This is a genomic window from Streptomyces sp. B5E4 (genome assembly GCF_039871555.1).
GTDB lineage: Bacteria > Actinomycetota > Actinomycetes > Streptomycetales > Streptomycetaceae > Streptomyces.
On the sequence record NZ_JBDPMI010000001.1, the window covers coordinates 138851 to 152534 of the forward strand.

The window sequence follows — 13684 nt, forward strand, 5'->3', positions numbered from 1 at the left end:
GCCGGGACCGTGGCTCAGATCTCGTCGTGGTCCTCCGCGTTGCGGATCGGGACCGTGATGGTGATGGTGACGGCGGGGCTGCGGTTCCCCTCTTCGTCCTCAAGCGGGTTGTTGTGGATGACGTCCTTCTGCATGGCCATGCCTCCCTTCGAGGTGTCGGTGAACGGGACCGGAGGCGCGGGCGCCGCCGGCCTGACGGGCCCCGCCCCGGTCGGAGCGGGGGACTGTGGGTGCCGCGCTGCGCGTTCCCCTGGTCAGATGGCCGTGCAGGAACTCCAGGGCACGGCGCAGGGTGGCCACATGGTCCGAGCCCCGGTAGCCGTCGTGGCCGGACTCCAGCCACAGGGACTCGTGCGGTACGTTCGCCGCCCGCAGCGCGGCCAGGTAGTCGGCGATCTGCCGGGGCGGGCACTTGGTGTCCCGCTCGGCGGCGACGACCAGCACGGGAGCCGTGACAGCGGCGGCGTACGTCACCGGCGAACTCCGCGCGTAGCGCTCCGGTACGTCCTCGGGGGTGCCGCCGAAGAGCCTCTCGTCCAGGGCACGCAGAGCGGGCAGGCCGGTGCGGTGCGCGGCGGCGAAGTCGGCGATCGGCTTGACGGCGACCCCGGCCTGCCACTGGTCGGGCCGTACTCCCAGGGCCAGCAGAGCCAGGGCGCCGCCCCACGACGTTCCCCACAGCCCGATGGCGTCCGGGCGTGCCATGCCCCGTCGCAGCAGGTCGGCCCGCACCGCCACCAGGTCGTCGACCTGGGTGAGGCCGACGCCGTCGGTGAAGGCGGCCCGCCAGCGGGGTCCGTAGCCGGTGGAGCCGCGGTAGTTCACGCGCGCGGTGCCGAGGCCCGCGGCCACCAGGGAGTGCACGACGCCGTCGTAGGCGTCCCGGTCGTGGTCGGCGGGGCCGCCGTGCAGCAGGAACACCAGCGGGGCGGGACGCCCGCCGGTGCGCTCCGGCAGGCTGAGCAGGGTGTGTACGGGGCCGTCGGGTCCCGGTGTCCACAGTTCACGGTGGGCACCGGGTACGCCCTCGGGCAGGGTGGCGAGCACCGGCAGCCGCGCACGGGCGGGGCCGTCCGTCGCGGTGGTGCGCAGCCGCGGCGGGGTGGCGCTGTCGGTCCACACGTAATGGACTTCCCCGCCGGTACGGGGGGCGGCGTCGGGAATGCTGCCGGGCGGTGTGGTGAGGGTGGCCACCGTGTGCCGCTCCAGGTCGGCCGTGTGCAGCAGGCTCCGTCCGTGCTTGTCCTGGCGGACGAGCACCCGGCGGGCGTCGGGGTACCAGACGGCGTCGATCTCGGTGTCGAAGGTGCACCAGCCGTGCTCATGAAGTCCGTGCCGGGCATCCCAGGTGGCGAGCCGGTAGCGGTCGCCGTGCTCGGTGACCAGGAGCAGTTCGGCGGCGCCGGAGGCGACGCCTGAGGGGGAGCCGGCGGGGGCGAAGCCCCGCGCCCAAAGGCCCGCGGCGGCACCGGAGTCCGGCAGGTCACCGCCGCCGAACTCCGCGACCGTGCGGCCGTCGGAGGCCAGTACCGTCACCGCGCGGTCGGCGTAGGGCGGTCCGCCGACGGCGAGCAGGCCGCCGTCGGGTGACAGCCCGGCCAGCCGCCACGGGCCCGGCGCCCGGTGGACAAGGCGTGCGGGGCCACCGCGCCGCCCGAACCAGACGGCCAGCCCCTCCGGGCTGCCGACGCCGACGGCGACCTGTCCGGCGGCGTTCATCGCCAGCCCTCTCGGGGTGCCCGCCGGGGCCGGGGGCAGCCCCGGCGTGTCCGGACCGCCGTCGAAGTCCTGCACACGCCACACGCCGCGGCCGTCGAGGTCCTCGTCGAACCACCACACCGCTCCGTCCCGGTCCACGGTGCCGTACAGCGTCCCGTGCGCCCGGTCGGTCACCTGACGCGTGCGGCCGGTCGCGGCGTCATGGGCGAACACCTCGCAGCGGCCGCCGGCGTCGGCGGTCAGCACCATCCGGTGCGGGTCGGCGGGGCAGACCTCCGGGATGACGGCGCGGGAGACGCGGTAGCCGCGCTCCGTCCCCGCCGAACCGGATCCGGTGCCGGCGGCACGCGTCCCGCCCTGCCCCGGCGCGCCCGTTCCGCTGGTCGTCACGCCGGCTCCTTTCCCAGCACCCCGGGTGCGCGTCTCGTGGACCACAGGGCGAGCACGGCGAATGCAGCGGCGCAGCACAACGCGGTGCCGCCGGTGCCCCCGACCGCGGCGACCCCGCCCGCCGCGACGGGCCCCGCCGCGGCGGCAAGTCCGGTGGCGGTGGCCAGCACCGTGCCGGTGCGGGACTGAAGCTCGTGCGGGGTGACCTCGACGGCCCGGGACTGGAGGACCACGGCCGCGGCCGGAAGCAGCAGGGAGATCGCCCCGAACAGCAGGGCGCAGGCCCAGACCCGGGTGGTCAGCGAGAGACCGACGGTGGGCACCACCAGGAGCCAGGACACCGCGATCACCAGGCGGGCGCCGGGCAGCGCGTGCGCCAGGCGGGGCGCGAGCAGCGCACCGGCCAGCCCGGCGGCCCCGGCGACCGCGAGCACGGCCCCCACAGGACCGCCGCCCGCACCCGCGTTCTGAAGGGTGAAGATCGTGCCGTAGGAGAGGGCGGCCAGGAGCAGACTCATCATCGACGACCAGAGCACCACGAAGCGCAGGAACGGCTCCCGGCGGACAAAGGCCGCCCCGGCGCCGAGTTCCCGGAGGAAGCCCCGGCCGGCCGCGGCGAGCCCGCCGGCGGTCGCCGGACGACCGGCCTCCGTCTCGCCGTCCCGGCGCGTACGGAGATCCGCACGCATCGACGCCACGCAGAGCGCGGAGATCAGGTACGACAAGGCGTCGGCGAGGAACGGCAGCCAGCGGGCGAGTTGGAAGAGCGCACCGCCGAGGACCGGGCCCACCACAAGTCCGGCCTGCTCACCCGCCTGGAGACGGGAAACGGCCCACGGGTAGCGGGCCGCGGGCACGAGGGCGGCCACCGTGCCGGCCGAGGCCGCGGCCTGACAGGACGTCGCCGTACGCTCCACGATCACGGCGGCGACGAGCTGCCACAGGGGCGGCTCCCCGAGCAGGGTGCCGAGGGCGACGAAGGCGACGGCTCCCGCGGCGACCAGGGCCGCGGACACCATCACCGTCTTCCGGGCGCCGCGGTCGGCGAGGACGGCGGCGAACGGGCCCATGAGGATGCCGCATCCGGCCGACACCCCGGCCACCATGCCGACGGTGGCGGGTGAGCTGCCGAGGGCGAGCAGCAGCAGCGGAAGGGCCAGGCCGGAGGTCTGGGTGCCCAGGGCGTCGGTCGTGCCGGCCCACCAGAACCGGCGGAAGTCCCCTTCGGCCACGGAGCCGGGAACGGTCGCCCGTCTGCGAAAGCGGGCGACGACCGGGCTCAACTGGCTGCTGTGGTGCGCCGGAACGATGAGAGCGCGGCGGAGGGTTCGGGCGGGCGGGCCGAGCAGCCGCTGCCGGGGCCCCCTCGTTCCCCGGCGGGCGACGGCGGGGACGGGAAGTCCGGGTCGACGGCGGTGCATCCGCATGGCTTCTTCATGGGTGCGCTCCTCCTGACCGGCCGGCGCCATGAGCCCCTGCCGCATCGCGGTGGACTCGACTGTAAGGACCGGGCCCGGCCCGTAGAAGCCGTCCGTTTGGGGGGCTTGCGGGCGGGCCGGGTCCGCGGTCGGGGCTTGCGGCAGGCGCGTGGCGGCAGGGGGGCGGGACGCGTCAGTACACGTCGAGACCGTCCTCCCGGGCCCGGCGGGCCAGGTCGATCTTGGTGTACGTGGGCCTTCCGGCCTCCCGGTACTTGGCCTTGACCCGGTTCAGGTAGTCCTTGGCCGTGGCGGCCGAGATCCCCGCACGCCGCGCCGCCGACTTCAGCGTCATCCCCGAGGCGTAGTCGAGCAGGATCTGTTCCTCCCGCGGAGACAGGCGGGGCCGCTCCGGACCGGTGTCGTGGGCGCAGGCGAAGGCCAGTTCCGGGGAATGGGCGCCGCGGCCGGCGGCGATGTCCTCGACGGCCGCGACCAGGGTCGGAAGGTCGTTGTCCTTGGTCAGATAGCCGTCCGCGCCGGCTCGCAGCGACTCCAGGACCCGTACCTGGTCCGGCACCGTACTGATCACCAGAACCCTGCTCCCGGCCGTGACCAGCCGCCGGATGTTGTCCCGCGGAAGCGACCCGTCCCGCAGCCGCAGGTCGAGCAGCACGACATCGCACGGCGGCACGGCCGCGCCTGTGCCCTCCTGCGGCGCCGGGGCGGCGGCGAACAGCCCGTTCACCGTGTCGGAGACGGCGACCAGCCGTATCCCGGGAACGCCGTCCAGCCAGGAGCCCATCCCGTCGAGGAGCATCCGGTCGTCGTCGACCACCGCCACGCTGATCACGCCGGCCACCTCAGCTCCACTCGTACGCCCTCGTCCGGGACACCCTCCACCAGCGCGGTGCCCCCCGCCTCCGTCATGCGGCCGTGCACCGAACTCCGCAGCCCCAGCCCCGGTACGAACCGCTCGGGGTCGAACCCGGCGCCCCGGTCGACCACCGTCACCGTCACCCCGTCACCGCCGTCCGGCTGCCCGGCGGCCGTCACGTAGGCGTGCCCCGTCCCGGCGTGCCGGTGCACGTTGTTGAGCGCTTCCCCCACCGCGTCGCCCATCGCCCCGGCCGCCTGCGGAGGTATGCGGGGCAGGGCGTGAAACCGCGCGGTGACCCGCAGTCCCAGACTCTCTGCCGCCTGGATCGCCTCCTCCAGCGCCGCACCGATCTCCCGGTGTGGGGCCCTGTCGGACGTCTGCTCGACTAATCGGCGCAGATACGCCGCGTCCCGCGCGCAACGCGCCCGTACCTGCGGGTCGTTGCCGTCGATCCCGCCGCCGGCGAGCGCGGTCAGCGTGGCGAGGACGGTGTCGTGCAGGGCGCGGTGGTGCTCAAGCCGCTCGGAGTAACGCGCCTTCTGCGCCTCCGCCGTCACCGCCCGCTCGGTGGCGTCGTCGAGCAGACGGCCCTGCCGGCACAGGTAGCGCCAGAAAACCCAGGCGATCAGCGCGGACCAGACCAGGGAGTTGACGTGACCGGTCACCACCGCGGGATTCGCTCCCACCACCAGGTATCCGGGCAGATTCGTCGTCACCAGCACCGCGACGACGACGATGATCCACCGCCCGGGCAGGGCGATCGCCGCCACCGCGCTGGCCGACGTACTCAGCAGCATCGCCCAGGCGTACGCACCGTTCTCCTGTGTCCCGGACCAAGCCGCCACCACCAGGGGCAGCAGGCAGCCGATCACCAGGACGTCCGCCCAGACCCAGCGCCGGTCGAACCAGCCGTCCCGCAGCGCCGTGCCGTAGACCAGCGCACTCACCAGGAGAGCCGCCGCCAGCCCCAGGCAGGCTATCGCCTCACCCAGACGCTCCGGGACGACCGCGAGCACGCCGACCACCAGATGACTCGCCCGGTAGAGCATGGTGGCCAGCACCATGAACGCCTGTGCCCGCTGGACACCGGACCCCAACCGCGCCCGATCCTGCACACCCCGCGCGACCGATAACAGCCTCGCCCTTCCCTGCACCCGAAACCCCCTGAACTCGGTGGCGAGTGCCCATCACGGACACTCCGTCAGCGCCACATTCTGGCGTTGCCCGCGCCCGCGGCGCACCCGCGCCGACGGTGATGACCCACGATCCCCGGGCGGCGTATCCGGGGCCGCGGCCGGCCGCCGATGAGGACGAGGCGGTGAAGGCGACCGCCGATTCCCGCTCCGGCGACGTCTTGCGAGTCAGGGGTGGCGTGCCGTGTACGGCGGGAACGCGACCGGGTCGGTGAAGTCCAGGTCCGCGTCGGGCCAGCGGCGGCGCAGCAGGTCGGCGGTGCGGCGGGCCCAGCCGGCGAGGTGGGGGTGGGCGCGGTGGTGCTCGGCCGTACGGGCCGCGGCCTCCAGTGTCTCGACGAGTTGAAGGCGGCTGCGGTCCCCCTGGACGCGGGCGTCGAGTGCGCCGAACCGCTGCAGGCGGGCGATCGCCCAGAACAGGCAGGCCGCCGTCAGCCCGGTTCCGTACCGCCGGTCGTCCTCGGCTTCGGGCACGCCACGGGCGAGGGTGCGGCGGTGGTGGTCGGCGAGGCCGGTGGCGACGGGGTCGCCGACGGTCATCCACGCGGGGCCGGGGACGTGGAGGCAGACGGCGTCGAGGAGGGCGTGGGTGTAGGCGGCCGACTCGAAGTCGATGAGGCGGACGTCGGCGGGGCCCGCCTCGTGGACGAGGACGTTGTTGGTCTCCGCGTCGCCGTTGCTGAGCGCGCAGAACGGGCCGGGGTCGTCCAACTCGGCGAGAACGGCACCGAATTCGTGCGAGACCCGCCCGGCGAGGGGCACGCCGAGCGCCGCGGCTTGCCCGGGTGCGCGATTCCGGAGTTGGGCGACCTGCGCCATGTCGGCCGCCGCCGCTGGGTCCGCCGGCCCCAGGGACGTCCGTTGACCGAGGTATCGGCCGGCGTGGCCGGCGGTCGACGCGCTGAGTTCACCGCGAGCGCGGGCGAACGCGGCCAGGCGGTCGGCGTGGGCGGCGGCGCCGTCTCGGCGCAGGAGGCGGTCGAGGGCGGTACGCGGCGCCAGGTCCTCCAACACGACGAGCCCGCGGGAAAAATCGGTGGCGAGGACGCGCGGGGCGATCGCCAGACCGAGGTCGTCGGAGAGATGGCGGAGGGCGGCCACCTCGGTGTGCAGTCGCCAGGGTTCGGTGCGCGTCGAGCCCGGCTGGTCACGTACCCACTTGACGACGGCGGTCCGCGGAGCGGCGATGCCCCGGAGCGTCACCCGCGCGACCGCCCACGGCTCCAGCCGCTCCCAGGCGACGACGCGGACGGGCGAGGAGTGGAGATCCGTCAGAAGCGTCTCGACACAGGCGCGTCGCGAAGTCGCGCCGGAGGCAGGCATCGAAGGAGTGTACGGCGCTCTCGGCGGACCCGGCCGCACACCCGTCCGTCCGCCGTGGGTTCGGGGTCCCGCCCGCCCCCGGAAACCCCTGAAGGATCGTTTCCTCCAGGGGTTCCCCGCTGGGTCGGCATCGCCGTGCGCAGCCCCGCCGCTAGTGCTGCATGCCACGCCCCTGCTTCTTAGGCGTCCGGCCTTCCGCCAGGCCGGCGGCCCACGCCAGCAGTTGCGGGGAGTTCAGCGACGGGAGCCAGAGGTCGGCCCTCAACGGATCGCCGTCGATGGGGCGGGCGCCGACCTCGAGCACCCGCAGCCCTGCCGCAAGAGCGGATTTCACGCCCGTCGGGGAGTCCTCGACGGCCAGTGTCAGGTACGGCGAGGCGCCGCAGAGACGTGCGGCCGCTGCGTAGACATCCGGGTACGGCTTCGGTCTCACGGTCGGTTGGTCGAGTTCTCCGGAAGAGCCCGTCCCGTCGGACATGTGGGGCGCCGGGGTCGGAACGACTACATGCTGGAAGTGGGATCGCAGGCCGGCGATTTCCAGGCTCATCTCCACCACTTCCACCGGACAGTTGCTGGCCACCGCCAGTGGGAGGCGGCCGGAGAGCAGGTGCACCACCTCGGATGCGCCGGGCATCGTCACCGGGTCGTCGGTGACGAGCGACATGAAGTGCGTGAGCAACGCCCTCGTCAGGTCGGCCGACAGCTCGGGCTTGTCCACCGCCTCCGCCATCATCCGGCCGCAGTCGGTGTAGTGAACCCCTTTGGCGCGGTCGGCGAATCCATCAGGAGGTCGCAGACCGAACTCCCGGAATGCACGTACACGCGCATCCTGCCAGTGCCGTTCGTTGTCCACCAGAGTTCCGTCGCAGTCGAATACCACGGCATCCGGGGACCAATCGGGGAGCGAGGGGAATGATGCGGGCATGATTCCTCCTGGATCGATTGAGAAGCCTTATGCGGCCGCTATCTGGGAAGCTTGTGGCCCTTTCATGTCGGGCCCGCTTCAGGAGTTTGTGAAACCGGCTTCTGCCCGGAGAAAACGAACGTGTCCTACATTCGCGAGTTCACAGAAAACATCACGACGACTACGTTATTTTGCCTGCTCTCGACGCGGCAAGCACTCCAAAGAGTGAGTGGGTATCGCGGCTCGACGGCAGGTGTGCGCCGTACGGACAGCGGAGGGTTTCGAACGGCGGGAGGTCCCGCCAACCACGCGTCCGAGTAAGCGAGTTGAGGACGGGAGGCGGCCTGCTGTCATCGCCGTCCCCGCGCGCCGGAGAGGAGTGAAAAGCTACATCGAGCCTCAGAGTGGTCAGATTTCCGCCAGGCGGCGTTCAAAACCGAAAGAAAAACGCAATAACCGCACCGGCAAGTGTGCTGCGGTAACGTGCACGAGCGTACTTCTTGTTTGCTTGCTTTACCGGATCGTTAATGAAGGAGGACGGGACGTTGCAGGAACGAGCCAAGGAAACCCGCAGGGCACTCCTGGAAGCCGCAGCCTCGCTCTTCTCCGAACAGGGGTACGCGGGGACCAGCGTGAACGACCTGAGCGCCAAGTCAGGGAAGACGAGCGGCGCGGTCTACTTCCACTACACGAGCAAAGAGGTCCTGGCGCTTGCCGTGGTCCAGGACCGATTTGCCACCTGGCCGGACCTGACCGAAAAGTACGCGGACCCGGCCGTGCCGCCCCTGGACCGGCTCGTGGCTCTCAGCTTCGACGTCGCCCGCGCCCTTGCCCATGACCCGATCACACGGGCAGGCGCTCGTCTGTGGGCAGAGCGCGAGAGCATCAGCACCCCGATCCCCGATCCCTTCGCACTGTGGACCGCGGCCGCGACGCGGCTTCTCGCCGAAGCTCACGCCGATGGCAGCCTCGCCCCGGAGGTGCGTCCCACATCCGCTGCTCGCGCCCTCGTTCGGGCCTTCTTCGGGCTCTGTTACCTGACCGAGGCCCTCGACGGCCCGCAAGCCATCAATGAGCGGCTGACCGACTGGTGGCACCTGACCCTGCCCGTCCTCCGGCCCCGGCCGAGAGACGCAGCGAGCACCGGCCACACGGAAACCTGTCCACACGAACCGACTGCGGAAGGCCGGGCTGCGGGGAACGGCGATGAGCCCTCTTACCGGTGACTGCCGCCGACCCGCCCCGGACAGCCGCCCGGGATCGCGAACATCCGCGGCTCGCGCCTGGATTGCCTGCTTCTGGTGCCGGCCGGCCCAGCCCTCTGCGAGCTAGGGCAAGTCGCAGCCGGGGGCGGGGGCGTCCCTTGACAGTGGTGCACCGTGCGGGAGGACATACAGCACGTTCAAGACGACGGGTGTGGTGCCGAGGTTGCGTCCGATGTGAACGTTGTGTGCGCCGAAAGGTTCGGTCAGCGCACTTCCCGCTTTGTAGACACCGTCGGAGTCGCAAGCGGAGTCGACGTGGCTGAGCGTTCCCTTCTCGACGAAGCCGTACAGGGGACCGTCATGGAAGTGCCAGCCGGTGCTCTGACCGGCAGGGATGGTGACTCGGCGGAGGATGTAGTCCTTGCCGCCCACCGTCGCTTGCGAAAGGATCTCGCCTGACACGCCGGGGCCGCCTGGTGTCGCCTCGGCCGTGGCGGCACCCGCGAGTGCTGCTGTCGCGGCGACAGCCGCGATCATTCCCACTCGCCTGCGCTTGCCCATGTCGATGTCCTTCTTTCCGGACGGTGCCCGCTCGCCGCGGAAGCCGCGGTGCCGCCGAACTGTCCGTACGGCGCAGCCCCTGGTCTGCCCAGAGCCACCCATCGAAACACGTCGGCGCATCGCCTCACGGTTCACGACACGACCGGCGAAGGGGTGAGTCTCCACCTCAGATGACGGTGCGTGGGGACCTCACCCCTCCGGGTGCGGGGTGCGGATGCCGTCGATGATCCGTGTCCAGTTGTCGCCGCCGTGACCGTCCTGGATCGCGCGGAGGTAGTGACGCTGGACCGCGCGGGGCAGGCCGAGGTCGACGCCCGCCTTCTCACTCGCCTCGACGAGGTGATCGGTGGTCGCACCCATCATGGTCACGGTACTGAGGTGGCCCGGGTGTTCACCTGCGTCGATCTGGGCCGCCGGGCTCTCGCCCGCCTCCAGCATGGCCGGGATGCCGATCAGGGTCGGCATCAGCTCCGGGAGGACGTCGCTCGCCTGGAGACCTGCCGACTGCAGCAGTGCGATCGCATGCGTGAGCGACGACAGTGTGGTGAGGAAGACGTCGAGGTTGGCCAGGTACATGAGCTGGGCCAGCCCGGGGTCCTCGCCCAGGTAGCGCGGTGTCCCGATCCGGGCGAGTGTGCCGCTGTGGCGGTCCATCGCCTCGCTCGGCCCGCTGTAGTACGCGTACGCCGCCTCCGTGCCGACCATCGGTGCCGGCACCATCACGCCGCCGGTGAGGAATGTCGCCCCGTGCCCGGCGGCCCATGCGGCGGCCTCGCGGGTGCGGTCCGGGGTGTCGGAGCTGAGATTGACCAGGGTGCGTCCGCGCAGAGCGGCCGTCGCGTCGCCCAGGACGTCCCACATCGCCTGGTAGTCGGTCAGGCTGAGGACGACCGGGTCGCCGGCGGCCACCGCCTCGGACGGCGTGGCGGCGAGCCGCGCCCCCGCCGCGACCACGCCTTCGGCGCGGTGCGGCGTGCGGTTCCACACCGTGACCGGGTGCCCGGCCTGGAGGAGGGTGCGGACCATCGCCTGGCCCATGGGCCCGAGGCCGATGACGGTGACGGGTGAGAGAGTGGGCATGTGCGGACTCCTCGGCGGTCGGACTTGATCGCTTGTGGATCCAGCCTCGCCACCGCGATCACCATGCGGAAGTACCCACTTATTTGTGGGGTGCGCACCCATGGGTAAGTGCCCCCACCTGTCCGAGCCGAACGAGGTGTGTATGCCTGGCCGTCGGGGTCCCTACATCTGCGGGATTGACGCCGCACTGGACATCCTGAGTGGGAAGTGGAAGAGCGCCGTCCTCTGGGAGCTGCACACCCACGGCCCTCGTCGCTTCGCCGAACTGCGCCGGGCACTCCCCGGGGTGAGCGAGAAGATGCTCACGCAGCACCTGCGCCAGATGGAAGAGGACGAACTCATCCATCGGACGGTCTACCCGGAAGTGCCGCCGAAGGTGGAGTACTCGCTCACGGAAGCGGGCGCCGCGCTCAACGAGGCGCTGCGCCCCCTCGGCGTCTGGGGTGAGCAACGGCTTCGCCGGGACGGCCCCGAGGCCTCGGAGACCCCGGCACCGTCGGCAACGTCCTGACCCGCAACGGCCGGCGGCCCGGCTCGGTCGTTGCCCCCGGGAATCCGCTCCGGAGCTTCTCTCGCCCGAGGCCGGTGCGGCAAGCTGAAGGTTATGGACAGGGTCGACGCCGAACGCGACTACGAGCGCTCCGCCGCCCCGGGGCGGGCCGCGCTGGCCGCGGGCCGGTTCGAGGACGCCGCCCGCCTGCTCGCAGCGGCGGTGACTCTCTGCCCTGACCGGGCCGCGGCGCACGTCGAACTCGCCGACGCGTTACGCGGGCTCGGCCGCGTCGAGATGGCGCGCCGCGGCTACGCCCGTGCCCTGGCCATCGACTCGTCGTGTTCCGCGGCCGCGGCCGGCCTGGACGGCATGGACCGCGGACGGCAGCAGCGGGAGAACTTCCGGGTCGGCCAGCGTCTGGCCAGCCACCGGCACATCGGCCACTGGACCGTGCTGGACGTACGCCGCGGTGGCTTCGGCGTGGTCTACGTGGTATGCGCCAGCGACACCGGCGCGCGCAAAGTGCTCAAGACGTATGACACCCGACTGCTGTGGAGCGACGAAGGCCGGGCCCGCTTCGAGCGCGAGGCGCTGACCTGGGTACGGCTGCGCCCGCACCGGCACGTCGCGCCCGCCGAGCACGTGGAGTGGATCGAAGGGCTGCCCTGTGTGGTCACCGAGTACGCCGAGGGCGGCGACCTGGCCGGTCTGCTGAGGGCCGGCGCGCTGCCGCCCGCCGAGGCCCTGCGATACGCCCGGCACCTGTGCGACGGGCTGCGCCACGGCCACGACCAGTTGGGTCTGGTGCACCGGGACGTCAAACCGGCGAACTGCCTGCTGACGGGGGACGGCACGCTGCGTGTGACCGACTTCGGGCTGGCCCGGGCCTTCGACTCCGCAGCCGCCGATCTCCCCGGCCTCGGCGAACTGCCCGCAGTGACACGGGCGTTGTACACGACGGTGGCCGGAACGCCGCGCTACATGGCGCCCGAGCAGTACGCCCCCGGCACCGTTCTGGACACCCGTGCCGATGTCTACGCGTACGGCGTGGTGCTCTTCCAGATGGTCGCCGGCGTGCTCCCGCCCGCCGACGTGCCTGCCAGGACGTACGTCGACCGCACGACCCGCCGGCGCACCCGGCGGACCCCGCTCTACCGGCTGATCCGCGCGTGCACCGAACCGGACCGCGAGAATCGCCCGCCGGACTTCGCGGCGGTGCGCGAACTGCTGGACGGGGCGTACCGGAAAGTGCTCGGCCGCCCCGCGCCCGCGCCCCCCGGGACACCGCGCCTGACCGCGGAGGAATACGTGTCCCGAGCGGTGGGGCTGATCCACCTGGACCGCTTCGGTGACGCCCTGGACGAGGCGGGGGACGGACTGCGGACGGCCGAACGGGACGGGGACGGCGATGTCGTCCGGAGCAAGCTGTGGCAGGTGCGCGGCATGGCCCTGGGCAGGTTGGGCAGGTCCGGGGAAGCGCTGGCCGCCTATGATCGCGCTGTCGAACTGAACCCGCAGGAGCCGAGCCTGTGGCTGAACCGCGGGAACCAGTTCCTTTCCCAGGGGCGCCACGAGGAAGCTCTGGAGTGCTACGACCGCAGCCTGGAGATCCGGCCCGACATCGGCAACACGTGGGGGATCAAGGCCAACGCGCTGGGAGACCTGAAACGCTTCGAGGAAGCGGAGGAGGCAGCCTCCCGAGCCGTCGAGCTTCGGCCGCGTGACCCGGACATGCTGGTGATCCGGGCCCTGCTGCGAGGCCTGCAGTACCGGCACGCCGACGCGCTGGTGGACCTCGATCGGGCCCTGGCCGTCGCACCCCGTTCAGCCCTGGCGCTCGCCAACAAGGGCAACACCCTCCTGCTGCTGTCGCGCCCCGCAGAGGCCCTCGACGTCCTGCAGCGGGCGGCCGAGCTGGAGCCGGACGACCCGAGCACCGCGTGCAACCTGACGCTCGCGGCCTACCGGCTGGAGCACTATGAACAGGCCCGGGAGCACTGCGAGAAGGCGCTGCGCCTGTGCGGGGACACGGCGGAGCTGCTGGTGCACAAGGGCTTGATCCACGGCAAGCTGTACGGGCACGGCGAAGACGAGCTGGCCTGCTACGAAAGAGCCCTCGCGGTGGCGGAGCACGACGACGCCTGGCGGGCCAGGGCATGGGGGCGGAAAGGAGCCGCCCTGGCCGCACTCGAACGCCCGGAAGAGGCGCTGGCCTGCTACGACGAGAGCCTGAAAATCCTGCCGGACACTTCCTGGCTGCGGGACGGCCGGCAAGCGGTCCTCGAACGCCTCGGACGTGCCGACGCCCCGGCCACGGCGCCGCCGCGCCGTGCCCCCGGCTGACCTTCCCGCTCGTCTGCCGCAGCGTGCCGCCGCCGACCGTGATCACCCTGGGCGCGGGCGGTGCGGCGGTCCGCCGTGCATCCATGCGGGCTGATTCCTGCGAAGCAGCCATGGAGGCATGCCCGGCGACGGGCATACGTCCCGGTGGAGAGCGTACGAGCGGGCCATACGGCGC

12 protein-coding genes are annotated in these 13684 nt (G+C 72.2%); 3 read left to right on the forward strand and 9 right to left on the reverse strand.

The genetic code is table 11. From position 1 onward, the window contains the following. Nucleotides 1-14: 14 nt before the first annotated feature. From ABGA99_RS00585 to ABGA99_RS00615, 7 genes are all read right to left on the reverse strand, one after another. The gene (locus ABGA99_RS00585) at nt 15-140 is read right to left on the reverse strand and encodes a hypothetical protein (protein ID WP_347581914.1); all 126 of its coding nucleotides are present in this window, start codon (nt 138-140) and stop codon (nt 15-17) included. Further along, nucleotides 100-1968: a prolyl oligopeptidase family serine peptidase gene (locus ABGA99_RS00590; RefSeq protein ID WP_347582077.1), complete on the reverse strand. Its 1869-nt coding sequence runs from the start codon at nt 1966-1968 to the stop codon at nt 100-102. The genes ABGA99_RS00585 and ABGA99_RS00590 overlap by 41 nt, the downstream gene beginning before the upstream one ends. A gap of 137 nt (nt 1969-2105) precedes the next feature. Then, nucleotides 2106-3341 (reverse strand): MFS transporter, encoded by a 1236-nt coding sequence (locus ABGA99_RS00595; RefSeq protein WP_347581915.1) that lies wholly within the window; start codon nt 3339-3341, stop codon nt 2106-2108. Between the two features lie 379 nt (nt 3342-3720). Further along, nucleotides 3721-4380, reverse strand: coding sequence for a response regulator transcription factor (locus tag ABGA99_RS00600; RefSeq protein ID WP_347578831.1), 660 nt, complete (start codon nt 4378-4380; stop codon nt 3721-3723). Then, the gene (locus tag ABGA99_RS00605) at nt 4377-5504 is read right to left on the reverse strand and encodes an ATP-binding protein (RefSeq protein WP_347578832.1); all 1128 of its coding nucleotides are present in this window, start codon (nt 5502-5504) and stop codon (nt 4377-4379) included. The genes ABGA99_RS00600 and ABGA99_RS00605 overlap by 4 nt, the downstream gene beginning before the upstream one ends. A 264-nt stretch (nt 5505-5768) precedes the next feature. Continuing rightward, nucleotides 5769-6923: a hypothetical protein gene (locus ABGA99_RS00610; RefSeq protein WP_347581916.1), complete on the reverse strand. Its 1155-nt coding sequence runs from the start codon at nt 6921-6923 to the stop codon at nt 5769-5771. Nucleotides 6924-7074: 151 nt separating this feature from the next. Continuing rightward, on the reverse strand, nt 7075-7848 hold the full coding sequence (locus ABGA99_RS00615; RefSeq protein WP_347578834.1) for an HAD family phosphatase: 774 nt from the start codon (nt 7846-7848) through the stop codon (nt 7075-7077). A gap of 506 nt (nt 7849-8354) precedes the next feature. Here ABGA99_RS00615 and ABGA99_RS00620 point away from each other — a divergent pair. Continuing rightward, nucleotides 8355-9053 (forward strand): ScbR family autoregulator-binding transcription factor, encoded by a 699-nt coding sequence (locus tag ABGA99_RS00620; RefSeq protein ID WP_347578835.1) that lies wholly within the window; start codon nt 8355-8357, stop codon nt 9051-9053. Between the two features lie 102 nt (nt 9054-9155). Here the strand turns inward: ABGA99_RS00620 and ABGA99_RS00625 are convergent, their stop codons facing one another. Continuing rightward, nucleotides 9156-9593 (reverse strand): cupin domain-containing protein, encoded by a 438-nt coding sequence (locus ABGA99_RS00625; protein ID WP_347578836.1) that lies wholly within the window; start codon nt 9591-9593, stop codon nt 9156-9158. Nucleotides 9594-9782: 189 nt separating this feature from the next. After that, nucleotides 9783-10673 carry an NAD(P)-binding domain-containing protein gene (locus ABGA99_RS00630; RefSeq protein WP_347578837.1) on the reverse strand — a complete coding sequence of 297 codons (891 nt, stop codon included), beginning with the start codon at nt 10671-10673 and terminating at the stop codon, nt 9783-9785. Nucleotides 10674-10815: 142 nt separating this feature from the next. Between ABGA99_RS00630 and ABGA99_RS00635 the strand changes: the two genes are divergently transcribed. Both ABGA99_RS00635 and ABGA99_RS00640 read left to right on the forward strand, forming a co-directional pair. Then, nucleotides 10816-11184 carry a helix-turn-helix domain-containing protein gene (locus ABGA99_RS00635; RefSeq protein ID WP_347578838.1) on the forward strand — a complete coding sequence of 123 codons (369 nt, stop codon included), beginning with the start codon at nt 10816-10818 and terminating at the stop codon, nt 11182-11184. 93 nt (nt 11185-11277) lie between these two features. Next, nucleotides 11278-13509, forward strand: a complete 2232-nt coding sequence (locus ABGA99_RS00640; protein WP_347581917.1) for a tetratricopeptide repeat protein — start codon at nt 11278-11280, stop codon at nt 13507-13509. Nucleotides 13510-13684: the final 175 nt, after the last annotated feature.